At 61.2% G+C, this 26,361-nt stretch carries 22 protein-coding genes; 3 read left to right on the top strand and 19 right to left on the bottom strand.

All coding sequences use genetic code 11. The annotated features are described in order from the left end of the window. Position 1: 1 nt before the first annotated feature. The 8 genes from DWY05_RS06935 to DWY05_RS06900 all read right to left on the bottom strand — a co-directional run bounded on the left by DWY05_RS06935 (position 2) and on the right by DWY05_RS06900 (position 8,661). A complete protein-coding gene (locus DWY05_RS06935) occupies positions 2-943 on the bottom strand; it encodes a transketolase family protein (protein WP_099432483.1) in 942 nt (313 codons plus the stop codon). After that, positions 936-1,772, bottom strand: coding sequence for a transketolase (locus DWY05_RS06930; protein WP_197736868.1), 837 nt, complete (start codon positions 1,770-1,772; stop codon positions 936-938). The genes DWY05_RS06935 and DWY05_RS06930 overlap by 8 nt, the downstream gene beginning before the upstream one ends. Before the next feature lie 2 nt (positions 1,773-1,774). Next, entirely contained in the window at positions 1,775-3,175 is a 1,401-nt protein-coding gene (locus DWY05_RS06925; protein WP_117821149.1) for an L-fucose/L-arabinose isomerase family protein, read from the bottom strand. A 282-nt stretch (positions 3,176-3,457) separates the two neighbouring features. Further along, positions 3,458-3,775 carry a PTS lactose/cellobiose transporter subunit IIA gene (locus DWY05_RS06920; RefSeq protein ID WP_099432481.1) on the bottom strand — a complete coding sequence of 106 codons (318 nt, stop codon included), beginning with the start codon at positions 3,773-3,775 and terminating at the stop codon, positions 3,458-3,460. A 2-nt stretch (positions 3,776-3,777) separates the two neighbouring features. Beyond that, positions 3,778-4,080: a PTS sugar transporter subunit IIB gene (locus DWY05_RS06915; protein WP_117821150.1), complete on the bottom strand. Its 303-nt coding sequence runs from the start codon at positions 4,078-4,080 to the stop codon at positions 3,778-3,780. A gap of 90 nt (positions 4,081-4,170) precedes the next feature. Then, a complete protein-coding gene (locus DWY05_RS06910) occupies positions 4,171-5,442 on the bottom strand; it encodes a PTS sugar transporter subunit IIC (RefSeq protein ID WP_158558708.1) in 1,272 nt (423 codons plus the stop codon). Positions 5,443-5,536: 94 nt separating this feature from the next. Further along, positions 5,537-7,159, bottom strand: coding sequence for a DUF4038 domain-containing protein (locus DWY05_RS06905; protein WP_233504046.1), 1,623 nt, complete (start codon positions 7,157-7,159; stop codon positions 5,537-5,539). A 29-nt stretch (positions 7,160-7,188) separates the two neighbouring features. Then, on the bottom strand, positions 7,189-8,661 hold the full coding sequence (locus DWY05_RS06900) for an alpha/beta hydrolase domain-containing protein (RefSeq protein WP_117821152.1): 1,473 nt from the start codon (positions 8,659-8,661) through the stop codon (positions 7,189-7,191). 152 nt (positions 8,662-8,813) lie between these two features. On the opposite strand from DWY05_RS06900, the gene DWY05_RS06895 reads away from it, so the two are divergent. Beyond that, positions 8,814-9,809, top strand: coding sequence for a LacI family DNA-binding transcriptional regulator (locus tag DWY05_RS06895; protein ID WP_117821153.1), 996 nt, complete (start codon positions 8,814-8,816; stop codon positions 9,807-9,809). Here the strand turns inward: DWY05_RS06895 and DWY05_RS06890 are convergent. The 3 genes from DWY05_RS06890 to DWY05_RS06880 form a co-directional block, all read right to left on the bottom strand. Next, complete coding sequence (locus DWY05_RS06890) at positions 9,806-10,816, bottom strand: LacI family DNA-binding transcriptional regulator (RefSeq protein WP_099432475.1); 1,011 nt, start codon at positions 10,814-10,816, stop codon at positions 9,806-9,808. The two genes, DWY05_RS06895 and DWY05_RS06890, sit on opposite strands and share 4 nt — an antisense overlap. A 203-nt stretch (positions 10,817-11,019) precedes the next feature. Continuing rightward, a complete protein-coding gene (locus DWY05_RS06885; RefSeq protein ID WP_117821154.1) occupies positions 11,020-11,994 on the bottom strand; it encodes a nucleoside hydrolase in 975 nt (324 codons plus the stop codon). A gap of 4 nt (positions 11,995-11,998) precedes the next feature. Then, entirely contained in the window at positions 11,999-12,994 is a 996-nt protein-coding gene (locus DWY05_RS06880) for a ribokinase (protein ID WP_117821155.1), read from the bottom strand. Positions 12,995-13,180: 186 nt separating this feature from the next. Between DWY05_RS06880 and DWY05_RS06875 the strand changes: the two genes are divergently transcribed. Then, positions 13,181-15,397 (top strand): acyltransferase family protein, encoded by a 2,217-nt coding sequence (locus tag DWY05_RS06875; RefSeq protein ID WP_117821156.1) that lies wholly within the window; start codon positions 13,181-13,183, stop codon positions 15,395-15,397. A gap of 546 nt (positions 15,398-15,943) precedes the next feature. On the opposite strand, the gene DWY05_RS06870 is transcribed toward DWY05_RS06875, so the two are convergent. The 8 genes from DWY05_RS06870 to DWY05_RS06835 all read right to left on the bottom strand — a co-directional run bounded on the left by DWY05_RS06870 (position 15,944) and on the right by DWY05_RS06835 (position 25,140). Next, the gene (locus tag DWY05_RS06870) at positions 15,944-17,140 is read right to left on the bottom strand and encodes an Nramp family divalent metal transporter (RefSeq protein ID WP_117769790.1); all 1,197 of its coding nucleotides are present in this window, start codon (positions 17,138-17,140) and stop codon (positions 15,944-15,946) included. Between the two features lie 74 nt (positions 17,141-17,214). Next, entirely contained in the window at positions 17,215-19,059 is a 1,845-nt protein-coding gene (locus DWY05_RS06865) for a magnesium transporter (protein ID WP_117821157.1), read from the bottom strand. A gap of 295 nt (positions 19,060-19,354) precedes the next feature. Then, positions 19,355-20,761 (bottom strand): polysaccharide deacetylase family protein, encoded by a 1,407-nt coding sequence (locus tag DWY05_RS06860; protein ID WP_233504047.1) that lies wholly within the window; start codon positions 20,759-20,761, stop codon positions 19,355-19,357. A gap of 72 nt (positions 20,762-20,833) precedes the next feature. Next, positions 20,834-21,589: a PRC-barrel domain containing protein gene (locus tag DWY05_RS06855; RefSeq protein WP_117630019.1), complete on the bottom strand. Its 756-nt coding sequence runs from the start codon at positions 21,587-21,589 to the stop codon at positions 20,834-20,836. Beyond that, positions 21,589-21,978, bottom strand: coding sequence for a YtxH domain-containing protein (locus DWY05_RS06850; protein ID WP_117630034.1), 390 nt, complete (start codon positions 21,976-21,978; stop codon positions 21,589-21,591). The genes DWY05_RS06855 and DWY05_RS06850 overlap by 1 nt, the downstream gene beginning before the upstream one ends. 136 nt (positions 21,979-22,114) lie before the next feature. Continuing rightward, entirely contained in the window at positions 22,115-22,948 is an 834-nt protein-coding gene (locus DWY05_RS10110) for a hypothetical protein (protein WP_233504048.1), read from the bottom strand. Positions 22,949-22,972: 24 nt separating this feature from the next. Further along, positions 22,973-24,346 carry a hemolysin family protein gene (locus DWY05_RS06840; protein ID WP_117821158.1) on the bottom strand — a complete coding sequence of 458 codons (1,374 nt, stop codon included), beginning with the start codon at positions 24,344-24,346 and terminating at the stop codon, positions 22,973-22,975. A gap of 110 nt (positions 24,347-24,456) precedes the next feature. Beyond that, on the bottom strand, positions 24,457-25,140 hold the full coding sequence (locus DWY05_RS06835) for a hemolysin III family protein (protein WP_199409594.1): 684 nt from the start codon (positions 25,138-25,140) through the stop codon (positions 24,457-24,459). 186 nt (positions 25,141-25,326) lie between these two features. Here DWY05_RS06835 and DWY05_RS06830 point away from each other — a divergent pair, with 186 nt between their 5' ends. Continuing rightward, positions 25,327-26,292 (top strand): alpha/beta hydrolase, encoded by a 966-nt coding sequence (locus DWY05_RS06830; RefSeq protein WP_117821159.1) that lies wholly within the window; start codon positions 25,327-25,329, stop codon positions 26,290-26,292. Positions 26,293-26,361: the final 69 nt, after the last annotated feature.

Here is a 26,361-nt window from a genome sequence, read left to right as displayed (position 1 = left end):
GTTACTCTGCGGGCAAGAACTCGGCGACGGTCTGCGCGATTCCGGCACCCGTCAGGCCGTAGTGCGCAAAGACCTCGGGGCTCGTACCGGTGATGACCGGCGCGTCGGGCAGGGAGAGGCACTTGACCGGACGCGGGCAATGCTCGCCCACGACCTGCGCGACCATGGAACCCAGGCCGCCGAAGGGGCTGTGCTCCTCGACGGTCACGACGGCGCGCGTGGCGCCGGCGGCCTCGATCACGGCCTCGGCGTCGAGCGGCTTGACGCAGTACATGTCGAGCACCGTTGCCGAGATTCCCTGCTCGGCCAGCAGATCGGCGGCGTCCACGGCGTGGCGGACCATCTCGCCGGTGGCGACGAGCGTCACATCGGTGCCGCGACGCACCCAGGTGGCGCGATCCATCTGGAACGGACACTCGTCCTCGGTGTACACGTCCTCGACCGGGTTGCGCCCCACGCGGATGTAGGCCGGCTTGTTGTCGGCTACCAGGGCGCGCACAAGCTCGGCGGTCTGGAAGCGGTCGCTCGGCAGATACACGCGCATGTTGGGAATCGCGCTCATAGCGGCGATATCCTGCGCAGAATGGTGGCTCATACCCAGGGCGCCATAGGACACGCCGCCCGAGATGCCGATGAGCTTGACGTTGGTGTTGGAGTACGAAACGTCGACCTTGCACTGCTCATACGAACGCGTGGTCACAAAGGACGCCGGCGAGGCGGCCCAGGCCTTCTTGCCGCACGAGGCCATGCCGGCGGCGATGCTCACCAGGTCCTGCTCGGCAATGCCGACCTCAATGGACTGCTGGGGATACTGATCGAAGAACGGCGTGAGCGACGCGGAGCCGCGGGAGTCGGAGCACAGGACGACGATGTCTTTATCGGTTGCGGCGGCCTCGAGCAGCGTGTCGCAGATAACCTTGCGGTTGGCGATCTTGTTAGCCATTGATAGCCTCCTTATGGGCAGCGAAATCGGCGATGATCTGGGCATATTCCTCATCGTTGGGCAGGTGATGATGCCAGGCAGCCTTGTCCTCCATAACCGGCGAGCCGTAGCCCTTCACCGTGTTGAGGATGATGACCGTGGGCTTACCCTTGGTCTCGGCGGCCAGCGTCAGCGCGGCGTCGATGGCCTGGACGTCGTTGCCCGGAATGGACAGCACGTTCCAACCGAAGGCGGCCCAGCGCTCCTCCTGCGAATCCTGCTTCATGACGTCCTCGGTGCTGCCGCTGATCTGCAGGCGGTTGCGGTCCACGAGCGCGCACAGGTTATCGAGCTGGTAGTTGCCGCCGCTCATGGCGCCCTCCCAGACCGAGCCCTCGGCAAGCTCGCCGTCGCCCATGATGGTGTAGACGCGGTAGTCGCGGCCATCCATCTTGCCGGCAAGCGCCATCCCGACGGCCACGGGCAGGCCGTGACCCAGCGAGCCCGAGTTCATCTCGATGCCCTTGAGCTTGTTGTTGGGGTGGCCGATGTAGGGGCTGCCGAACTTGGAGAAGCGGGCCTTGACGTCATCGAGGTCAAGATAGCCCTCGTGGCAGAGCACCGCGTAGTAGGCCTCCATGGCGTGGCCCTTGGAGAGCACGAAGCGATCGCGGTTGGGATCGTCGACGGTCTCGGGAGAAATGTTGAGGTGGTTGGCGTAGAGGGTCATCAGCGCATCGATGACCGACATGTCGCCGCCGATGTGCCCGCCGGCGCCAGCCATGATGATATCGACGCAATCGCGGCGAAGGTCCCAACGCAGGGATTCAAGCTCTTCGATAGTTGCCATTTCTACTCTCCTCGCAGGTAAGCTTTGACGTCTTCTTCGATGGGATCGTACAGGTCGGGGACAATGCCGATGTACTTGCATGCCTCGTAGAGCACCGGCACCACGTTGGCGTGGATGGCGACACAGTGGTGGATGTAGGGACCCTCGACGATCTTGGCCTCGAGGCGCTTGAGGTTTTCGACCTCGACCCACAGGTAGGTGCCCATGCCGGCCGGGCCGTCGATGCCGCGGGCGTTGCCCAGCAGCAGCGAGTACTCGCCGTTGTCGCCGTCAAAGCGGGCAAGGGTGAGGTCGCCGTGCTTGGCCTCGGCCGTCAGCGCGCCGGGGTGATCGAAAGCCAGCGGGTAAGTGAGCTTGGGCTTGACGGCCGCGCAGCTGCAGGGCCAGGGGCCGCAGTGCTGCAGCAGCTCGCCGTTCTCGTTGTCGGGATGACGCACGGTCCAGTCGGCGAACATGCCGCGGTGACGGCCCAGGTCGGCGGCCTCGACCATCAGCGCTGTGATGGCGCCATGGATGTCGGTCTCGCAGACGACGGGGATACCCATCTCGTTGAGGATGGCGTTGGCGGCGCAGGGCATAATGCCCAGCTCGTCCTGCAGGGCGTTCCAGCACTGGATGGCACCGGCGTTGCAGCCGTACTTCTCGACCAAGCGCTTCATGGCAATGGCAAGACCGGCCACAGCGGGGACCTTATCCTCGGGGATGCAGATCTCAAAGCTGTCGGCAATGTGGGCGAGCATGGCTGCCATGGCCTGCTCGTCGGCCTGGGCGTCGCGCACGGCCTGGACAAGCTCGGTCATGGGGATGGGCGAAAGCTGAATGTTGAACTTCTCGAGCAGCTCGCCCTCGTTGCACATGGTGGACCAGAAGTCGAACGGGCGAGTGGCCATCTGCAGGATGCGGGTGTGCTTGAAAGTCTTGACCACGTTGCACACGGCCAAAAAGTCCCAGACACCGCGCTCGAACTCGGGATCGGTCAGACGGCAGTTGGTCATGTAGGTGAAGGGAACCTGGAAGCGACGCAGGACCTTGCCGGTGGCGAACAGACCGCACTGGCTATCGCGCAGACGGGTGCCGTCGGGCTCGGGGCGCTCGTCGCGCGGACCCCACAGCAGCACGGGCAGGCCGAGCTCGCGGGCAAGGCGGGCGCAAACATACTCGGTACCAAAGTTGGCGTGGCAGAGCATGATGCCATCGACGCCCTCGGCGCGGAACTTCTCGACGATAGGCGCGATATGGCTGTCGTCGAACAGCAGGCCCTCGTCGTTGATGTCGTCGATATCCACGATGTCGACGCCGATCTCGCGCAGACGATCAGCCGTCAGGCCGCGATACTTGATCGCGTCCGGCGCGCTAAAGATGCTGCGGCGCGTGGGTACAAAGCCGAGCTTGATCTTATCCATGTACGTCCTCCCCTAATCACATGTTCAGTAAACAGATGTGTGTTTCGTTTTGTTCTGTTTACTAAATGTTTTACTCTTTTGTTTAAAAGTTTAGCGCGAAAGTCTCGTAAACGGTAGAGAAATCAGCCTAAACGGTATGTAAACAATCTGAACATACAAGGGCAACAAAAAGAGGGCCCCGAAGGACCCTATCTATCCGCATATGTATGTACGCGAAATCAATACCGCCCTATTCCCGCGAGCACACCGCCCGCGGGGGTAATCTGGCTGCAAGGCCCGTGGTTACGCGCCCATCTTGCGATAGACGTCCACGAACTCCTTGGCAAGGATGCCAAAGCCCTCGGCACTCATAAGCTGATCTTCGGCATGAACAACCAAAAGATCGATGCTCAGGTTCTCGCCAGCTGCAGTCTGCTGGACAAGGCCACCGTGAGCCGCGTGACCCTCGGCATAGTGCTGCTGCCCCTCGGCGATCTTCGCCTCGGCCTCTTCGAACTTGCCGTCACGAGCTAGGTGAATCGCATCGATGTAGCAGGTGCGCGCGCAACCGACGCCCGCAATGATCTGAAAGCTCTGAAGCTGAATCTCTTCTGCCGTCATACCTACAGTCCCATCAGTTCCTTGGCCTGGGCCAGAGCCTTGGCGCCGTCCATCATGCCGTAGATGGCCATGGGGATCACGCCGACCGGTACCTCGGGGCATGCGGCAGAAACCTCGTCCTTGGCATAGCCAACCTGCGGCCCAAGCAGGATGCAGTCGGCATTGCGTCCGATGGTGGCAGCCTCGCTGACGGCGTGGGCGGAGACCTCGCACTCCAGACCCTCGGCGTCGGCAGCCTTCTTGATGTTCTTCATGATGATGCTCGTGGACATGCCACCGGCGCACATAAGAACGATGTTTTTCATTGCAGTTCCTTTCCTGTAACCCCTCACAGGGACTTATATGTTTCGGCAATCGACGCGATCGGCCGAACCTACGAACTTACGGACAATGACCTACTCGGCAGAAGCCTTTGCGGCGGCCTCCTCCTCGAGGGCCTCCTTGTCGGCCATCTTGACAAACGGGATGAACAGCAGGGCAACGGCGAGAATCGCAGCGCAGACAATGACAACCAGACCAGGACCGCCGATGAAGAAGTCGGTGATGGGCAGCGGTACGACGAACGGCATGTTGACCGTCGGGTTATACGCGTTGCCAAGACCCAGCAGCAGACCAATAGCGGCAACGGCGCATGCGACCGGCTTGAGCAGGATGTAGGGGATGAACATATAGGGGTTCATGGCGACGGGCGTACCAAAGATGATGGGCTCGGAGATGTTGAAGATGGCAGGCACCAGAGCGACCTTGGAAAGCGTCTTGTAGCGCTCGGACTTGGCCGTGAGCAGTGCAAGCTCCATGCCCAGGGCGTCAACAGAACCCACGGAGAACATAACGATGAACGGCAAATACGGAAGCGGCTGGCCGGCAAGGTATGCCTCGACGTTGGCCAGAGCGCACGTCGAAACGACCGGCATGTACACGCTCATCAGGACGCTGGGATGTACACCAAAGAAGAACAGCAGGTTGCACAGGATAAAGTAGACGACGACGGCCCACGGGCTGGAGCCCAGGAACATAACGGGCACCGCAATGGTGGAGTTGATGAGGTTAAAGACATCGCCGTAGCTCGTCAGGCCCATGCCCCACTTAAGCAGCGCGGCCGAGGTAAAGATGACGATGGCGCAGAACATCGGGGACAGCGAGTCGTTGACGAACTGCGGAACGGAATCGGGCATGGGGATGGCGATATGCTTCATAAGGAAGTTGAGCGCCTTCGGCACGATCAGCGCCACGAGCAGGGCCACGAACAGACCCGAGCTGCCCAGGTAACGGGTGGTGATGAAGGTCGAGCCGTCCTCGGCATGGCCCAGCGGGATCAGCAGGAGCAGAACGCCAATGGACGCAACCGTCGTCGTAAGGCCCTTGTTCTCAAGCACCTTGCCGTAGGAGTACGAAACCGAAGCGCACATGTAGATGGCACCGAGGTTCATGGTGACGACCAACACATCGGCAATCGTCGCCGACATGCCAGTGCCGGTAAGGAACGCCTGCAGCGGCGGGATCGGCAGTCCGTTGATGATGGAGAGCAGCGCCACGCCCAGCGTAACGGGCATGGTCGCCATCATGCCGGACATAAGGCCCTTTACGACCTTAAAGCTGCTCACTTTGTGGGCAATGGGGCCCACGTGCTTCTCGAGGAAGCCCTGCATCGAATCGAGAACGCTCATTTCGTGTTCACTGATCCTCTCTAAACGATTCATCTAGCTGTCAAGCGGGAAATTGCGGCCGACTCTTTCCCGCCTATGACCAAGGGAAATATGGTTATGCCTTGAGCTCGAGGACGAGGAGCCAATCCCCAACCTCGGGTTTGTCAGGCAGTGTGATGCTGTCCGTGACGGCAGAGACGTTCTCGCCGTCACGGTATGCGCCCGTGCGGGGGTTAAACCATCGGCTTGCATAGGCAGCGCCCGTCGGCACGCCCTCGATAGCAAGCTTTCGGCGCACGGTATCGCCAAAGTACGCGACGATGCGCGAAAGGTCTCGGTTGGCGGTTGCCAGCGGAGCCTTGTTGGCAAACAGGTTGCCCGCATCGGTCGTTTCGTAGGGAGCGAGCTCCCAGAAGTGATTTTCTTCGTAGAAGGAGCGCATATAGCCCATCTGGACTGCACCCTCTCCGTCTACCGCCTGGGCCCACGTAATGCCAAAGCGGTTGAAGATCGCCATAAAGGGATCGAGCTCCTCGGGACTTTCCCACACGTTGTCCCAGATGCCCTGGGCTCCGTAGGTATAGCCAGCGCCGCCCGCCTGCATGCAGATATACGCCACGCGACGCAACATGTCTGCGGTGCACAGGCGCGTACCCATTTCCTCGAGAGTCGAGCAAAACTCGTAGAGCGCCTCGCCCTCGACGAAGGGCTTGTCGTCATGAGCTGCCAGATAGTCAAAGTAGTCGCTCGCCTTGATTAGGTAATCGCCATGACCGGCCTGGTTGAGCGTAAAGTCCATCCAAGCCTCGTCCTGGTAGTAATCGGCAAAGGGGCGCTCGTTGGTATAGTGCGCCGTAGCCAGGTGGCCATAGCCGTCGCGGGCCTCGATCTCCAAGGCGACCTCACGCCATCCGTCGATCAAAGCGGCTCGATCTTCTTTGCCATACCCGGCAACCTCGCCGGCAAGCGTCCAAACCATCGGATATGCGCCATAGCGCGCCACCAGATAGCGGGCAAGGTGCTTTTGATGCTCCACGCCATGATCGCCGCGAATAGAAAACGCCCATGCCTGGCCAAGCGCGTTGACCAAACCGGCATCGGCGACATAGGCCATGCGGCGATCAAGCTCCTGCCGGTAGAAAGCAACATTGGGCAGATCCTCTGCGCCCTTGGGCATACCGCCGTCAATCCAGTAGCGACCATCTGCGCCCATGTCAGAGCGCAAGTTGGTCTGGTAGACGGTAAATCCCTGCTTGGCACGCAGGTCGACCATGCCGCGGAACTGACTCGTCATGCCAGGGTGGTTCGACTTGTCCCAGCTCTCGCGGTAGGCAAACTCCCAGTGGGTGTCGCCGAGCCAAAAAAACGGCGTGCCATCCGAATAGGCAAATAAGTGCGGGTTGTCCGCGACGCGGATAAAGCCGTGGCGATACAGGTCGAGGTCGCCCGTGTACGGTACAGCCTCGACGCTGCCCACACGGCCATTAAGACCGGTCTGCTCGGGAGCCTCGATACCATAGTTCCAAGCGCCGAGCTCGGTCGGGGCAAACGAGACGCGGTAGGTGCGGTCGCCGTCCCAGTAGGCCTCGCGGCGGATCACCCTGCCGCTCGGACCGACAAACTCCGCCCAAATCTCAACATCCAAAAACGGGTTGTCGAACGAACAGGCGCTCTCAAACGTCAGAACGACCGGACGCCAGATCTCGGCGACAGCGTCATGGTTCAACGTCGTATCCATTACAGACCCCTCTCCGGTCTTAATACCTACTAGTTCAGTCCCCGCTCGCTCGCGGACCTCACGGCAAAGTCAACGATCGCCCGGGCGTCTTCGGCACAGACAAAGCCTTGCGACACCTCAATCGCCGTATCGCGCTCGCACAGGGCGCGGTAATTTTCGAGCGATCCGTACAGCTCCTTGAGCATCGATGCCGAGAACGACTCCATGTGGCCAAACAGCCCATCCTTGTCGCTCGTTTTATCGACCGTGCCCTGACCCGGCTCGACCAGGCTCGTGTTGGAGTAACGGGCAAACGGATGCTCGAGCAGGCAGGTGCGAAGACCGCCCTTGGTGTTGCCCAGGGCATCCTTTACGTTCTCGCCGTTTGCATCCAGCTCAATGCGCGGGCACGTTGCCGGCGCGGCGCCGGTGCGGACCCAACGGAACAGGTTGCGGAAGGCAGCGTGGAAGAGATACTGCGACGGATAGGCGTTTGCCTCGGCATGCTTGCCGACATACACCGGCAGGTGGTCGATACGCTTAAGATCCTCGTCGTCCTGGTAATAGTCGACATAGCTCCACTGCGTATCGTGGGAGGCGCCCGTCACCTCGTACAGCCGGTACTTAAAATCGGGGGCATCGCTATCGGGCATAAGCGTGCGCCAACTCTCAAAGCGACCGTTCTCGCTTTCGGTCTGAAGGGCGATGAACGGCTCCTCGACGTGCTCCACGCGCATCAGGTGATGCGCATAGTCCCGGCAGCACTCATACTGGTTGACGGGAGTGCACAGCGAATGGATGCCGCCGCCGGACAGATAGCCGTCAAACACGCGGCCGTCGCGGCGCACCTCCTCGCGATAGGCAAAGCTGTTGAGGTAGCGGAACAGATAGGCGCCTGACTGGGACCATCCCGTAAGGCAGATCGCCTGGTGCGGATAATCGCGGATCGGGTTGAGGTCGGAGTCCTCGCGCAGGAGCCACGCAAGATCGGTCAGCATATCCCAAAACAGACCTGTCTCGTAGGAGATGTCCATGTCGGGAAGTGCACCGCCGCGCTCGAGCTCGGCCGGATCATAGTCGAAGGGTCGCTCGGGAGTCGGGTTCGCCCAACTCATAAAGGCATAGCGATCGGGATTGAATTCCTTGAGCTTGGAGATGGTATTGGGCTTGCTGGTGATGCCTACATAGATGTCACCAGAGCGCACAAACTCACCGTAGCCCAGAATCCACATGCGCTCGATTTCCATGAACGACGTGGGGTTGATAATCTCGACCACCACGTTGCCGCTCGCCTGCGCCGGATCTTTGGGCGCGCGGACAACAATGCGATTGGAATAGGGGGCATCGGCGGTCATGACCTCTACGCCGCCATCTTCGTCGGCAGTGCGATACACGTTGGCGGTGCCGTCAACGCGATATTCGCGTTCGACGTAGCCATTCGCGCTTAGATGACAGTAGCGCTCGGCGCTCGAAAACGGATAGCTCTCATCCGTAACGGGCATTTCGGAAATAACGCTGATCATCTCGTCCCCCTTGCTGTCGCGTTTGTTGAGACAAACTCTACTGGGGACGCAACTTAACTTCTATCGATTCTTAAGTTGACTTACTAAATATTTAGCTTAATGAACAGCCGAGTGTTAAGCTCGTTTTAAGTTAACAACCGTTAGGAACCACCATGGCCGTTACTGCAAAACAAATTGCTGATCAGCTGGGAATCTCGGCAGCGGCCGTCTCCCTTGCACTTAACAATCGACGCGGCGTAAGCGAAAAAACACGGCAGCTGGTGCTCAGCACCGCTGAAGCCCTAGGTTACGACTTTAGCAAGATTAAGTTCGAGCGACAAAGAAGCGGAACCGTTGCCTTGGTTGCCTTTAACCGGCGCCGCATCTTTGCGAGCCCCTTTTTCGCCGACATGCTCGCCGGAGTCGAGGGCACCCTTAGGCATGCGGGATTCTCATTTTCGCTGGTGAACTACTCGCCATTCGAAAACATTCACCAACAGATCGCCGACATCGCCGAGGCACGATATGACGGCGTCATCATCCTCGCAACCGAGATGTACGAGTCGGATTTTTTGCCGTTTGCATCGCTGGACTGCCCTCTGCTGCTGCTGGACTCATGCATGAGCGTTGGGGTCGACACGGTCAAGATCGACAACGCTGCCAGTATGACACTTGCCGTACAGTACCTGTATTCGAAGTATGGATCGGTCCCCGGCCTGTTAACGACGCCCATTACCTTGGGCAACTTCACCGAACGACGTTTCGCCTACGAGCACGCCAACAGTCAGCTAGCCGGGTCGGAAAAATGCGGCATCATCCACGAGCTCGCCGTCGATCTAGACGAGGCCTACTCGGGCATGCTCGACATTATTGATTCGGGCGAGTCCCTTGCCCAAAGCTACGTCGCCGTCTTTGACGATGTGGCTATTGGAGCCATGAAAGCCTTCATCGAGCGCGGCTATCGCGTGCCCGATGACGTACGCATCGTCGGCTTCGACAACAACATCGGCGGCACCTACGTGCAGCCGCAGCTGACCACGCTCAACGTTCCTTCGCAGTATATGGGCGCCATCGCCGCACGACGCCTCGTCGAGATCATCGACGAGGCCGAGCACCACCCGCTCAAAATCGAGCTGGGGGCATCGCTTATCAAACGCCGTTCTGCCTAGATCTCGCGCACGCTTTGGCGCTCGACAAAATAGGTCGATACGGCCGTCTTGCAGGTATAGCTCTTGGGATTGCGGATGTTGCCCACCAGACGGCGCACCGCGATCTCGCCCACCTCGTGTTTGGGAACATGCACCGTGGTGAGCGGCGGGTTGGAAAAAGCGCCCAGCGACAGGTCGTCAAAGCCGATGATCGAGACATCCTCGGGCACGCGAATGCCATGCTCGTTGAACGCGCGCATGGCACCAACGGCGAGCACGTCGTTTTCGGCAAAGAAAGCCGTTGGCAGATCTTCGTGCGAGGCGTTGTCGAGCCACGCGCCCATGTCGCGATAAGCGCCCTCGAGCGTGGTGCCCAGCGTGACGCGCCATGTCGGGTTGGCCTCAAGGCCCGCGTCCTCAAGCGCTTGACGATAGCCGCGCTCGCGATCCTTAAAGTTGCGGATACGAAGGTCGCCCGCCAGATAGCCGATTTGCTTGTGACCTTTCTCGATAAGGTAGTCCACGGCACGCAGCACCGAATCGGTATTGGCAATGACCACGGCATCGAAGTACTGGCGGTCGCTCCAGCCATCGAGCACAATCAGGTGGGCAGCGGCGTTAGCGAACAGGGCGTAGTCTTCTTCGCCCAGCTCGGTGCCCATCAGCACGATGGCAGCGGACGGATCGGCAATCAGGCCCTCGACCTGCGGGCGCACGGCGTCCAGGTCGCTAAAGTCGAGCGAGACAAAGCTCGTGCTCATGCCGTGGCGACGTGCCTGGCGCTCCACGCCCTCAATAACCGCGGGATGAAAGGTGCTCTCGTCCAGGATGGCGCCCGTCTTGCGCGCGAGCACAAACTGGATGCTCTCGAGCTGCGTCGACTGCTGATAGCCGAGCGACTGCGCGCACTCCAGGATGACCTTGGCGGTCTCCTCGCTCACGCTGCGCTTGCGGTTGAGCGCGTTGGACACGGTTGCGGGCGAAAAACCGGTGATGCGGCTGATCTCGCGAACACTTGCTTTGGCCATTGTTCCCCCTAGCAACGGTCGTGGCGGAGCATCGTGGCCTGACCGCCCCGTGACTCGACAACTAAACGACCGCAAATTCAATCTAAACAGAATAGTAAATGTTTAATAGCTAGTTTAGCCTGTTGTCAAGCGAAGCGACGCGACTATTCCCCCAACGGGCGTATTTACTCGGTAGCTAATCTGGAACGGGGCACAGAGACCGTTTAGCCCAGGACGCGGGCCATGCGCGCCTTAAACTCCACGAGGAAACGTGGGGCGTCCACGGTGAGCGCCACGAGCGCGCTCTTATCCGGATCGGACAGACGGTGCTCGTCGCAGATGGTGCGGCCGCGATACTCGCCCAGCAAGTCAACGCGCAGGTTACAGCCGAGCGCGCCCACGAGCGTGGGATCAATCGCCACGGCAACCGCCAGCGGATCGTGCAGCGCGCAGCCGCCCAGGTAGGGCGCGTTCATTTCGTACGAACCGATATAGTGCTCGACCATGCTCGCAAACGCGCAACCGGCCATAGTGCCCGAGCCCGTCCAGCCGGCAATGTCGCGACGCGTGAGCACCACGCGGTGCGTCACATCCAAGCCCACCATGGTGAGCTTGCGACCTGAACGCAGCACGGCATCGGCCGCCTCGGGATCACTTGCCATATTGGCCTCGGCGCCCGCGCTCACGTTGCCGGGCACGGTAAGCGCACCGCCCATCACGACCACGCGGCCGATGGACATCATCGCCGCCGCATCGCGCTCCAGGGCAAGCGCCAGATTGGTAAGCGGGCCGGTCGCAACGTAGACCAGATCGGGCCCATAGGTACGCGCGGCATCAATCAGGTAATCGACCGCCGCATTGCCATCGGCCGACGTCGCGCCCACCGGCTCGTACGGCGAGGCGGGCACGCTTGCGCCGCCGATGCCGTTCTTGCCGTGGATAAGCGTGGTGGACGCCGGCGGCGTGTAGGGTTCGGTTGCCTTCATGGGACGATCGGCGCCCAGGTACACCGGCACCTCGGGACGACCCAACAGGTCGAGCACCGCCAAGCAGTTGTGCGCCGACTGCTCGACGCGCACGTTGCCAAAGCACGTGGTGATGCCGACGAGCTCCACCTCGGGGCTCGCGATGGCATAGGCGAGCGCCATCGCATCATCCACGCCCATATCCAGATCAAGGATCAGCTTCTTGGTTGCCATTGTTCTACTCCGCTTCTCCGTCTACATCCAAACCGTCTAAACCAAACTTGTGCTCGACTTCCGCACGCATGGGAATTGATTGCTGAGCGCCCAGGCGCGACACCGTCACCGCCGAGGCGCGAGCACCCGCCGCCATGCACTCAAAGAGCGGCAGGCCCTCCAGACGAGCCGCCGCCAACGCGCCGATAAACGTATCGCCCGCGGCCGTCGTATCGACCACTGTGCTCGAAAGCGCCGGCATGCGCAGCGGCTCGCCGTCATCGCCAAGCGTAACCGAGCCGGCGCCACCCAGCGTGATGACCGCGGCGCCGGCACCCTTGGCGAGCAGGGCGTTGAGCGCGGCGACGCAACTCGCATCATCCGTGGGCAGAATGCCCGTCAGCACCTGGCACTCGGTCTCGTTGGGGCAGACCAGGTCGACCGCAGGCCACGCTCCTGCCGGCAGGTCGCAGGCGGGTGCCGGGTTAAAGATCGTATAGAACCCCAGCTCGTGAGCGCAACAGAGCGCCGCAGCCGTTGCCATCAGATCACATTCGCCCTGGGCGATAAAGACGCTTCCGGCAGCCGGGGCAATCTCGCTGGCGTCGCCGTCGAGCTCGTCGGCCACCAGGCGCCTCAGTGCGCGGGCAACGTCCTCGCCCGCAAGTGCATGGTTGGCGCCCGGCGACAGCACGATGCGGTTGTCGCTCTCGCAGCGAATGATAGTCGCGGTACCGGTCTCCACGCCATCGAGACGTGTCACAAACTCAACGCCCACGCCGGCATCCTGAAGCCCCGCCACGAGCACATCGCCAAAGGTATCGCGCCCAACGGCGCCAATCATGCACGTGTGCGCACCCATGCACGCGGCGGCGACGGCCTGGTTGGCCCCCTTACCGCCGGCGTTGGTGATAAAACCGCTGCCGCCGACGGTCTCGCCCGCGCGCGGCATGCGCTCGCACGCCACCGAAAGGTCCATGTTCATGCTGCCGAACACCGCAACGATGCTGTGATCCGCCATGGAAACCTCCTCGTCCGTGGGCTCTGCGCCCGCTGTCGGCCGTCAATCGTATGCTCTCGCACCTCTATAACTTTAGTTCACTTTGATGTGGACGCACGCTTGAGCTTGCGCCAGCAGCAAGCATTCACAGGAGCAGGCAGCTACAATGAATACGTGCCGATTATTCTCGTCATTGGATGATGTTTTATGGAACAATTCTCGCAATCGGGCTCGCGCGGCCGACACCGCACGGGCAACGAGCCGGCGCCGCACAAACGCGTGAAGGGCGAACGCCGTGCCAACGAGCCGCGACGCACCGCGAGCCCCCATCGCGCTTCCGCCAACAACGAGGGCCGCGCCAACACTCCCGCCGCGGAGCAGACGCCTGCTCGTCCCAAGTCCCGCTATATCCCTGCGCTCGACGGTCTGCGCACGCTTGCCGTCGTCGCGGTGGTGCTCTACCACCTCAACCTCACGTGGGCTCAGGGCGGCCTGCTCGGCGTCACGATCTTCTTTGTGCTTTCGGGCTATCTGATCACGCGCTTGCTGCTCAACGAAGTCGCTAAGACCGGCTGCATCGACCTTAAGAGCTTCTGGATTCGCCGCATCCGCCGCCTGGTCCCCGCCGTGGTAACGGTAGCGTTCGTGACCTGCGCGCTGTGCACCATCTTTAACCACGTGATGCTCACCAAGATGCGCCCCGACATCCTGCCGTCGCTGCTGTTCTTCAACAACTGGTGGCAGATTGCCCAAAACGTCTCGTACTTCAATGCTCTGGGCGACCCCTCGCCGCTCACGCACTTTTGGTCGCTTGCCATCGAGGAACAGTTCTACCTGATTTGGCCGCCACTGTTGTTTGCCATGGTATCCATGCATGTGAGTAAGCCCAACACGCGCCGCGTGGTTCTGGGCCTTGCCGCGGTATCTGCCCTCGCCATGATGGTGCTTTACAACCCTGCCGCCGACCCCAGCCGCGTGTACTACGGCACCGACACCCGTGTGTTCTCGCTGCTGCTGGGTGCCTGGATGGCCTTTATCCCCGATCGCGACCTGGCGCCGGTGCGTCTCGCTCATCGTTTGGGGCTCAAGCGCCTGGCTGGCGCCGCCAAGCACGGCAAGAACGCCGAGAGCAAATCTGGCGAGAAGGCCGACGAAGCAGCCGAGACCGCCCCGGCACAGCCGAGCGCCCTCGTGCGCTTTTGGTCCTCGCCCGCATCCATCGATGTGTTGGGCGTCGTGGGTCTGGTTGGCCTTGCCGCCATGGTCGCGCTCACCAACGGCTACACCGCCTTCCAGTATCGCGGAGGCACGCTGCTGTGCTCGATCCTCACGCTCATGGTCATCGCGGCCTGCGTGCAGCCCCAGGGAATGGTTGCCCGCGCGCTGTCCGCCGAGCCGCTCGTGTGGGTTGGCAAGCGCTCGTACAGCATCTACCTGTGGCACTATCCGCTGCTGCTGCTTATGAACCCGGTCGCCAACATCAACGACACGCCCTGGTGGCAGTACATTTTGCAGGTACTTGTGGTGGTCGCCGTAGCCGAGTGCTCCTATCGCTTTATCGAAACGCCGTTTAGGAAGGGCGCCTTCGGCCACACCGTCGCCGAATTCCGCGATGGCACCACCACGCCCGCCAACTGGGCACGCGCGCACGCCCCTGTCTGCGCAGCCTGCGCTGTCGTGTTGGTCGTTGCACTGGGCGGCCTGATCTTTGTGCCCGAGACGTCTGCGCTGAGCGGCGAGGGCGCCGAAGTTCTGAACAAGGAAGCCAAAAACACCGCGCCCACCGACCAGCAGGCGGCCGACGACACCGACAAGGACAACGACGGCTTCCCCGATGGCTCCTACGACCTGTTGATGATCGGTGACTCCGTGTCACTGCGCGCCGTCGATTCCTTTGACGACGCGTTTCCTCACAGCCATATCGATGCCGAAAAGGGCCGCCAGTTTGATGCGGGCCGCGCGACATTTGAGGGCTATATCCAGCAGAACCTTGCCGGCAAGATCGTGGTCTTTGCCCTGGGCACTAACGGTTTGGTAACGGACGCCCAGATTGACGCCATCATGGCCGATGCCGGCGAGCAGCGTATCGTCGTGTTTGTAAACACGCGTAGCCCGCAGCCGTGGGTCGGGTCCACGAACCAGGCCATCGCCAACGCCGCCACGCGCTACAAGAATGTACGCGTTATCGACTGGTACGGGCACAGTGCAAACCGCAACGACCTGTTCGATGGCGACGGCACGCACCTGTCGACTACCGGCGTGACCGAATACCTCAACCTGATCCACGATGCGGTCAAGAAAGACCTGCCCGTGCACCCCGAGGACCACGTCAACGATCCGCAGCCGGCAGCCGTCAAGTCCGCCGCCGACGCACTCGTCAACGCGCTCGCCTACAAACCGCACAAGCTGGGCACCGACAAGTAACGCACAGCCAAATCTGCTTACACCCGCAGGGGGCGTCGGCCACGGCCGACGTCCCCTGCGGCAGTTAGGGACGTTCCTTATGTGCCGGCACCTAGGGACACTCCTAACACAGTCGAGGAACGCCCTCCTTGCGACCGAATTCTGGGCACCTCGCCACCCCGAGCGTTGTTTCCAAGCCCACACCCGCAGCAAACAACCCAAAATCACTCTTTTCGAACCGGATCCAAGAGGTCTGTGGGCAAAAAAGGGCAAATATGAGTACTGTTACCATTTTAGTAGCAGGCAAAACCACCCAAAATGACGTCCGAGCGACCCCTACAACCCCCTAAAGCAGCCAACCTGACTGGTTTAGGGGGTATTGGAGCCAATTTTAATGAACATACTATAGGTTATGTTCATTATCTTCTTGGATGTAAATGCTATTCACTTGGCAACAGTACTCATATTTGGCATTTTTTGCACATCGGTATATAACTGACCCCCTATAGCGGGCAAAAAAGAGGCCGCAGTCCATGGCCGCGGCCCGCTCGACACCAAAAAGAGGCGTTAAGCGCTGTAGCCCATCGCTTGCAGCACAAACATGACGACTGTCAGCACCGTAATCACGCCGATAGTCGCCCAAGTGAGCACATTCCACACGCGGCCGTTGCGGTTAGTGCCCATAATGTGACGGTCAGCGGCAATAACCACCTGGAACACCAGAACCACGGGCAGCAGCACGCCATTGATGACCTGCGAGGTCATCATAATCTGGAACAGATCGACGCCGGGCATAAGCACCAGCACGGCAGAAATACCGATGATGGCCGTAATGATGCCGCGGTAAACCGGGGCCTCGTCCCAGCTGCGATCGGCGCCGCGCTCCCAACCAAAAGCCTCGCAGATGGCACTCGACGTAACGCCCGGCAGCACGCAGGCAGCCAAAAAGCTCGCTGCGACCAGGCCCGAGGCAAACAGCACCGTGGACCACTGACCCGCGATGGGCTCCAGCGCGCGGGCGGCATCGGCGGCATCGCTAATCTGAATACCCGCCGGGAACAGCACCGTACCGGTCGTGATGATAATGAAGCCCGCAATGATATCAGCAGCAATCGAGCCGCTCACGGTATCAATACGCTGCAGCACGATATCGTCCTCGCCCGCATTCTTATCGACCACGTTGTTCTGAGCCAAGAAGATCATCCACGGTGCGATGGTGGTACCAATTGTTGCGACCACGAGCGACACGTAGCTGGGGTCGTTTTGAATATTGGGGACGACCAAGTCGACCGCGACCTCGCCCCAGTTGGGGCCGGCCATAAACGCGGCGACAATGTAGGTCACGAACACGCAGCTTACCAGCAGCAAAATCTTCTCGATGCGCTGGAAACTGCCTGACATGGTAAGCATCCACACCAGCAGCGCCACGAGCGGCACCGAAATGCTCGCCGGAACGCCAAACAGGGCAAGGCCGCTCGCGATACCCGCGAACTCCGATATGGTCACCGCCGTGTTGGCGATCAGCAGCGCCGCCATGGCCAGCACGCTCTTGCGCACGCCAAAGCGCTCGCGAATGAGCGACGCCAGGCCCTTGCCCGTGACGCAGCCGCAGCGCGCCGCGGTCTCCTGCGTCACGATAAGCAGCACGGTCATGACGGGAAGCATCCAGAGCATCTTATAGCCATAGCTGGCGCCCGCGCTGGAATACGTGGCGATACCGCCGGCGTCGTTACCCGAAAGCGCCGCCAGCAGACCGGGGCCCATGGCGCCAAAGATGGCCGCGATGGTCAGCTTTTGCTTGGTGCTCGCCTTTTGTTTCGTGTTTTCCACGCGACCACCTATCCCATGACCGACATGGTGAGCAGCACCGCGGCGATGCAGTACGCCACACACGAAATCATGACGGCGATGACGTTCATGGCGGTACCCGACGTATTGAGGTAGTGCTCATCGCGCCAGAACAGCACCATCAGATAAATCACGGCGCTCATGTTGCCCACCAGGCAGATGATGGCAGCAATGTTAAAGCAGCCGGTAAAGAGCTGCTCCTCAAGCATAGGGGCATCGGGGAACGCGGCGGTGCGCACCAGCTGCGCGCACAGGTAAGTAACAAGCGAAAGGATCAGGCCCATACCCGTGCTCTGGAAGAAGAACCCCAGATACGGCTTGGGCTCATCGTCATGGCCGTCGTACTCCAGGAAGTAGTTCTTGACGAACGACACCATGCGCGAGGCAGCCAGCAGCACGAGCGGCATGGCGCACATGGGGAACACCACCAGATGCGCGGAGCCCAGCGCCGTCCCCAGCACCGTCGCCATGATGCACGAGGCGATTCCCCACACGACGACCCAGTACTGACGATGCACGAACCAGCTGAGCACGTTCGTCGAGTCGTCCGACGCGCTATCGCCCGAGCCGACACCGGCGATCTGCAGGTCCTCCTGATGTTCCTCGGCGATAACGTCCATGGCATCGTCGAAGGTCACGATACCCAGAATATGACGGTTCTCGTCGCAGACAGGGATGGCAACCAGGTCGTACTTGGTCATCTCGTCCGTCACGTCTTCCTGGTCGTCGTCGGGCGACACATAAACCAGGTCGCGATAGGCCAGTTGGCCCAGCGTGGCGTCGCGGTCGGCCACGATGAGCGTGCGCAGCGAAAGGACGCCGGTGAGCATGCCGCTCGGATCCTCGGTGTAGACGTAGTAGACGCTTTCGAAATCCTCGTCGAGCTTACGAATCGCCTCGATGGCATCGCCGACCGTCGCCGTGGCGGGCAGCGAGACAAACTCCGAGGTCATGATGCGGCCGGCGGTATTGTCCTCGTAGCCCAGCAGATTACGAATCGCCTTCTCCTCCTTGACGCCCATCAGGCGCAGGAGCTTCTCGGCCTTCTCATAATCGAGCTCGTCGATCAGGTCGGCAGCGTCGTCCGGGTCCATCATGGCCAGCATCGACGACGCGTCCGTGTCGGACAGGCCCTCGAGCATCTCGGTCATGAGCTCGTCGTCATCGAACTCCGAGATGGCCTCGGCGGCCTGCGCCGTATCGAGCTGCGCGAACACCTGCGCGCGCAGGCGCGGGTCGAGCTGCTCGATGATGTCAGCGATGTCGGCAGGATGCAGCTCGCCAAGCGTCTTGTGCGACACCGAGAGCTGGATGTTCTTAGTCGAGCGATCGAGCAGGTCCATGTAAGACCAGGCGATAATGTCCTCGCTGAGCGGCTTGCCCAAGTGCTTCATAAAGCCCTCGACGACGTGCTCGAGCGCGGGGCTGATTGCACGCAGCAGACCGCGGGCGCCGACCTCGGCACCCAGCAGGCGCAGCTGATTTTCGCCCGACATGGAGAACTTGATGTCGTTGACGCGCACGACTTTCATGCCCTGCGTGTCGACAATCTGTTTGTTGAGCACGTCGCGAGCCAGCAACAGCTCGGTCGGCTGCAAGTACGAAAAACGGATTTCGGTGGCCGGCGACTTAAGATGAACGCCCGTCTCGTCGATACGGTCGACCCATTTGCGCCAGCTGATCATAAACGGCGTCTTGCCGGGACCACGGAACGCGAGCGACGTCACGTGCGGAAAAACTTCGCCGGTTGCAATGCCAAAATCGTTCACAACGCCGAGCTTTTCGCCATCGACGTCCAAGACCGGCAATTTGAGCATCTCACTCAGATAATTCAATGGTGCTCCCCATCATTATTCCTGCGGACCGCGTGGCCATGCCGGCACGCAATCCGTGGACTTTTAGACATGTATACGCATGCGCGGGCGGCACGCCGCTCGGCGCTCACACCCCGTGCACGCGCAGAAAGCACCTGCATGGGGTCATCGACTGTATGGTCGAGGTTTGGATTTCACCTGTAACCTTTCTCTTGACCCTCATTAACCGCAGTAACTATAGCATCAGCATCGCGCTGCGGCACCGAATTTATGCGCTGCACATTGCAGGCATACCAAACGCTGACGTCCCCAATGACTACTCTGTGGTGTCGTCGTCCTCGGGGAGTTGGGGGAACACGGCGTTTTTGGGCATGGTGACCTTCGTCAGCGAGGTGAGCTTTTTGCTCAGCGATGTGTCCGTCTTGACCAGATCGCTCAGCGTCACGATTTTGTAGCCGTCGGCGACAAGGCCGTCAATGATCTGCGGCAGCGCCTCGAGCGTCTGCTCGGCGCACTCATCGCTATCGGTGAGCAGCACAATATTGCCCGGCGTCACCGAATCCAGCACCGTCGAGACCTGCTCGTCGGCACCGTTGAGCAGCCAGTCGCCCGAATCGATATTCCACGAGACCACCGCGGACACCAAATCCATCGAATCGATCCAGTTTTGCTCGTCAAACGCGGCGTAGGGGGCACGCAGCAACATCGTCTCGACGCCGGTCGCCGACTTAATCGCCTCGGTGCCCTTCGTGATCTGCTTGCGCACCGTCTCGCGATCCTCGCCCTTGAGCGAATCATCGCTGTAGCTGTTGGAGCCGATCTCGCACCCGGCATCGGCAATCGCTTTGGCAGTAGCGGGCGAGGCTTCCGCGGCATCGCCCGAAAGGAAGAACGTCGCCGTGACGCCCTTTTCCTTGAGCACCTGCAAGATCTGCTTGGTCGCGCCGCTCGGACCCTCGTCAAATGTCAGGGCCACGTACTTTTCGTTGCCCTTGGGCGCCACGCTCGCGCACTCGACTACGCAGTCGGTGGCGGGCACGACCTCGCCGCGGTCCTGCGTCTTGCCCGACTGCTCGCCGACCCATACCTCGGAGCGGCCCTGAACGCCCCAGGTTTTGACATACTCAATGGCGCCCGTGCCCTCGACCTTGAGCTTGGGCTCGATAACCGTGGCCTGGACCTCGTGCTTCTCGTAGGTGTTACGGCCATCCTTGACCGTCACCTTCTCGCCGCCCTCAAGTTCGCGGCTATCCCATTTGCCCTGCTTCACGCGCTTGCCGTCGACCTTCACCGACAGCTTTTCGCCGCCACGGCGCTTGAGCACGCTATCGTCGACGGCCAGTAGATCGCCGGCGTCGTACGTTTCGGTCAGGCTTTGATCGTCGATGAGATTCTGCAACGTAGAGCCCACGCGCACCGCGGTCTTTTGCCCGTTGAGCTCCACGTCCACGCTGCGGTTGACGTAGCCCACGACGGCAGCGATAAACAGCACGAGCGCGCAACCCACGGCGATGAGCGCATAGGGCAGACGGGACGGTCGGCGCGGCGAGCGCCCGTTGCCGATGCGCGCGCTGCGGTCGCTAAACCCGCGGCTATGGTTGAGGTACATCGCGCCGGGCTTACGGCGACGTCGACGCTGACCGCTGGGCAGTTGCCCCAGGTCGCGGCGCGCCGTCGGACGCGCACCCGAGCGCCCGTTTAAGTTAGATCCGTTTTGGCGCATGTGCCCTCCCCCATAAACACAGCGAGCCGGAGCAACATGTCTCCGGCTCGCCTCCCATCATTTGGTACGTCGCTATTTGCTAGCTTTTGACGAGCCCCCGCTCGCCTTTTGATATTCGTCCTTAAAGGCCTTGAACATACCGCGCGTCTTGCCGAGCTGCTTGCCCAGTGCGCGGCTGCCCTTGTCCACGGCGACCGATCCCTTGTCATCGAGCACCTTGGCGCCCTTCTTGACCTTATCGCCCACCACGACACTGGCCTCGGCAGCCTTGGCGGCCGCGCCGCCCGAATACCCGAGTGTCTTGACCTCGTCCGAGACAATCATCGCGCCGTTCTCGTAGCCGCGCAGCATCGTCGGCGGCACCTGCGTGTCGCCCACCAGCACGCTCGAAGCGGCACCGGCGGTCACGTAAAACATCTGCACAATGCCCGAACGCGGCTTGAACTCAACGTCCGAGCAGTAGCCCACGACATCGCCCGATTCCGTGCGCACGTCCATACCAACCCAGATGATGCAATCGTCCAGGTTGATATCGAGGCGCTTGGCCGCGGCGGCATCGTAGGTGCCCTTGACGTCGTCGACCGCAACAGCACCCTCATAGACGCCGATGGCATCGAGTGCCACAAAGCGGTCGGGGCGCTCGATCATACCCGCGATATCGGACTGGCGGACCATAAAGCCCACCACGCGCGTGCCGCCCGGGGTAAAGACGGGAAAGTGAATCTTGCCGAGCTTTTTAGGGCTGCGCGGCGTGCCGTCCTTTTTGGTGCGCTTGTCTTCGGCAGGTTTGCGATAAACCTTGACGCCGACAAAATCCCCTGCGCGCATTATGCCTCGGTCGAGGGCTCCGTGGCCTCGGTGTCGGCCTCAGCGACGTTCTCGACCACGACGTCGGCAGCGGGCGTCACGTTGCCGCCCGAGATGGCGTCGTTGAGCTGCTCGCGAAGCTGGTCCATGCGCTCGCGGGCCAGGTCGACCTTGGCGCGCAGGTCATCGGTCTTGGCGTCGACCATCGGACCAAAGTCGTTGACCGCGGCACGAGCCTCCTCGGCACTGTGCTCGTAGGTGTCACGCATGTTGTCCCAGGCATCGTTGGCGATATCGGCGGCCATGGCGCGGGTCTCGGCGCCCGAGCGCGGGGCCAGAGCAACGCCGATGATAGCGCCGGCGGCAGCACCAAAGAGCGCACCGGAGACAAAGCTGAAAGTCTTTCCCATGATCATTCCTCTCCTGCGGGCACCTCGATGCCCACCGTTTGAATGCTGTCCATTATACCCGCAGCGCAACACTTGCCGTCGCGCTCATCTGCGTACGGTAAAAGCGCAGGTACATGATGGTGATAAGCAAGTGAGCCTACTCCTGCGGCATGGCAGGCATGGCGACCGTGGCGGCCGGATCCTCGCCGGCGCCATCGACGAGCGGCAGGTTTCCCTCGTGCGCTGAGCCGGACGGAGCCGTTGCCGCACCGCCAAAGACGGCCGCGGGGGCCTCGTGGTTCTCGGCGACCGCACCCTCGGTATCGATTGGCATCTGCGGCTCGTCGTCAAAGCTCGGGACGCCTTGGGGCTCCGTGGGAACGGGCTCAGCAGACGCCTCGGCAACGGGCTCAGTGCCGGCGTCGGCAGGAGCGTCGCCCTCGGGCGCATCCTCGGCCGCGTCCTCGCTGTTCGCAGCGGCAACGGCCTCGTGCGGGTCCTTGCCCTCGGCCTCGGCACGCATGCCCAGCACCAGGTTGCGCAGGCCCGCGACCGTGCCTTCCACGTCGGGGGCCGGCTGGTCGGCGTGCAGGTACGCCCAGTCCATCATAAAGGTCGCCGACGACAGCGCGCCAATGGCCAACGCGTCATCGGGGCACGAAAGCTCAACCTCAAAGACGCGCTCGTCGTGCTCGCTCACGCGCGTGCGACCGCACGAGATGCTGCCGGCAAGTCCGGTCTCGTTCATGAGCTCGACCGTCACGTGCTCTAGCAGGTGGCAAAGCTCGGTCTGGCCCATGCAGTCCTGGAATTCGCGGCCGGAATCACCCAGGCACAGATGCTTGGCAATCGCCGGCACCAGGTAGTACACGCGCGCTGTGGCCTCGATATCCTCCGAGGTCATGAGCGGCATGCCGGGGTTCACCAGCACATGCGCGCAGATCTTGTCCTCGCTGACGGTGACCTTAAGGATGTTGAACAGGCCTGCCATAACTCTCCCCTACTCTTCCTTGCCCTACTCGTCGCCGTCGTGCGGGTCCGCAGAACCCGCACCCGACGCCGCCGGCTTCTCTGCCGAGGACTCGGAATCCTTCTTATCGGTTTCGGCCGGAGCGATCACGCGAATGAGCGAGATGCGCTGGCCACGCATCGACTGTACCTTGAACTTGTACCCCGCGACCTCAAACACCTCTCCGATGTCGGGCACCGAGTCGCAAAGCTCCAAAATCCAGCCGGCGATGGTCTCATAATCATCGCTTTCCTCGAGCGGCCAACCAAGCTCAATCGCGTCATCGCACGAAAAACGCCCATCGACAAGCCACTCGCGGCGCGAAAGGCGCGTGAGGTACTTGTTGTCGGGGTCGAACTCGTCCTCGATCTCGCCGACGATCTCCTCGACGATATCTTCGATGGTGATGATGCCGGCCGTGCCGCCGTACTCGTCCACGACGACCACGATCTGGTCGTGCGAGGTCTGCATCTCGGACAGCAGCGGCAGGATGTCCTTGGTATCGGGCACAAAGGTGGCATCGCGCAAATAGCTGGCGATGGGCTGGTCACCCTTGCCGTCGAGCGCGGGCTGAATCAGGTCCTTAATGTGCGCGATGCCCGCGACGTTGTCGGGATCCTCATGATAGACGGGGATGCGACTAAAGCCGGTCTGGCGCATGGTGGACAACACGTCGGCGACCGTCTCGTCGTCCTCGCACATGGTGGTGTCCACGCGCGGCACCATGACCTCGCGGGCAACGGTGTCGCCCAGGTCAAAGATCTCGTGGATCATACGCTTTTCCTCGTCGAGCAGGTCGTCCTGCTCCGAGACCATGTACTTGATCTCTTCTTCCGAGACGTTCTGGCGGTCGTCGGCGCTCTTGATGCGCAGGATGCGGGCCAGGCCGTCGGAGCAGGCGCCAGTCAGCCACACGAGCGGGCGAGCAATCTTCTGGAACACGGAAAGCGGGCCCACGACCTGCTTGGACACGCCTTCGGCATTGGCCAGACCAATGCGCTTGGGGACGAGCTCGCCGATCACGATGGACACGAAGGCGACCGCGACGGTGATGATGACCGGCGCCAGGCCGCGCGCGATGGCGGAGAGCGGCGCGATGCCAAAGCTCATGAGCCACGTGGCGAGCGGGTCGGACAGACTCGTCGAGGCGACGGCGGACGAGGCGAAGCCCACGAGCGTGATGGCGACCTGGATGGTGGCGAGCAGCTGGTCGGAGTCGGCAGCCAGCTTAATGGCACGCTCGGCGCGCTTGTCGCCTTCCTCGGCCTCGTGCTCCAGCACGGCGCGCTTGGCCGTGGTGAGCGCCATCTCGGACATAGAGAAGTAGCCGTTGATGAGGGTCAAAACGAGGGTGGTGATAAGGGAGATGGTTATGTCCATCGGGAGTTTCTCGAACCTCCAAGATTCGGGACGTCAGGTCAAAACGTTGATGACGGATACGGCAATGGCGCCGGCGCCCAAACGAGGACGCGGGCGCGCAGGCGTGGTCGCTAAATTACGAGGAGGATCACCGCCATGAACTGGAAGATACTGCCGGCGAGCACCCACAAGTGAAACACACTGTGCAGGTAACGCACGTTTTTGGCGATGTAGAACGGCACGCCCACGGTGTAGCACACGCCGCCGACAGCGAGCAGAGCAAGTGCCACGGGGTTGAGCAGCGACACGAGCTCGGGCAGCTTAAAGACGACGAGCCAGCCCATCAGCAGATAGACCAAGCCGCTTACCCAATGCGGCTGGCGCTCGCGCAAAAAACACTCGAGGGCGATCCCGACGATGGCAATGGCCCATACGGCAAAGAACAGCGCAGGGCCGCCGTCGTTTGCGAGCGTGATGAGGCAAAACGGCGTATAGCTGCCGGCTATGAGCAGGTAGATGCAGCTGTGGTCGATGATGCGAAACACGCGCTTGGCGCGAGCGGGCTGAATCGCGTGATAGAGCGTGGAGGCCAAGTATTCGAGGATGATACTGACGCCATAGACAATTGCCGCAGCCATGTGGGCCGGGCCTCCGCCGCGCAGGGCAGCGAATACGATCAGGAGCACCAGGCCCGCGATACCCAGCAGACAGCCGACACCATGGGTGACGGAGTTCATGATCTCCTCACCCACCGTGTAGTGTGGAACGGCCGCGGTCTTGGGTCGCGGCTTAGAACTGTCGCTCGAATCGGACATGCCGGTTACATCCTCCAACGTAAAGAGTTCTCAACACTATATCAAAGCGTCTGGGTGCGTGCGAAATTTGCACCATACGTGACCCTTTGTTTACCCATTCTTTGCCTGTTGACGCATCAACGGTGAACGTCCATAATGCGCTTGCATTAAATGTTGATGTATTAACATCTTATAGGAAAGCTTCTTATGTCTCAAAACGCACGTTCCCATCGAAAGCTCAAGATAGCCGGCATCGTTGCGCTGGTGCTCGTTGTCGCGCTGCTGGGATTTGCCGGCAACTTCTTGTTCGACTTTGCCCTGAATCCCCAAGCGCCGTACACCATGAAGATGATGCAGGACGGCAAGGACGCCGAAAAGGGCGAGCAGATTGACGCCGAGGAGGGCGAGGCGCGGGCGTGGTTTAAGGAAAACCGCGAGAGCAGCAGCCTCACCGCGGACGACGGAACCGAGCTTGCCGCCTGGTATTTTGCTGCGTCGGAGAGCACGCACGACTACGCCGTCTGCCTGCATGGATATACCAACGAGCCCATCGGTATGGCCCGATACGTCAAGCGATTCCACGACCGCGGCATGAACGTGCTCGCACCTGCCGCCCGCGCCCACGAGCGTTCCGGCGGTGACTACATCGGCATGGGCTGGCCCGAGCGACTCGATGTCGTCGCGTGGATCGGGCGGATCGTTGCGGCCGATCCCAAGGCGCGCATCCTGGTCTTTGGCGAGTCGATGGGCGCGGCGACCGCCATGAATGTAGCGGGGGAATCTCTGCCCGCAAATGTGAAATGCATTATCGAGGACTGCGGCTATACAAGCGTTTGGGACGAGTTTTCCCTGCAGCTCAAGGATGTATTTGGCCTGCCCAGTTTTCCCTTGCTCGATGTGGCCAACCTGGTATGCAACGTGCGCGCAGGCTACGACTTTCATAAGGCGAGCAGCGTGGAACAGCTCAAGCGCGCGACGGTTCCCATGCTTTTTATCCACGGTGACCAAGACACCTTTGTACCGTACAGCATGCTCGACCAAAACTACGAGGCGTGCGCCAGCAAGGTCAAGCAAAAGCTCACTATCCACGACGCCACCCATGCCAAGAGCGCGCAAGTCGACCCCGAGCTCTACTGGAATACGGTCGACGACTTCCTCGACAAGAATTTTTAGGCAAAAAGCAACGTCTGGGGTTTTGTTGCCAAAAATCGGTTTGCAGTCGGCGGTATTCGATTTTTCACC

The sequence above is a fragment of the Collinsella sp. AF23-4AC genome, from assembly GCF_003462685.1.
GTDB lineage: Bacteria > Actinomycetota > Coriobacteriia > Coriobacteriales > Coriobacteriaceae > Collinsella.
This window is presented reverse-complemented; position numbering and strand designations above follow the sequence as displayed.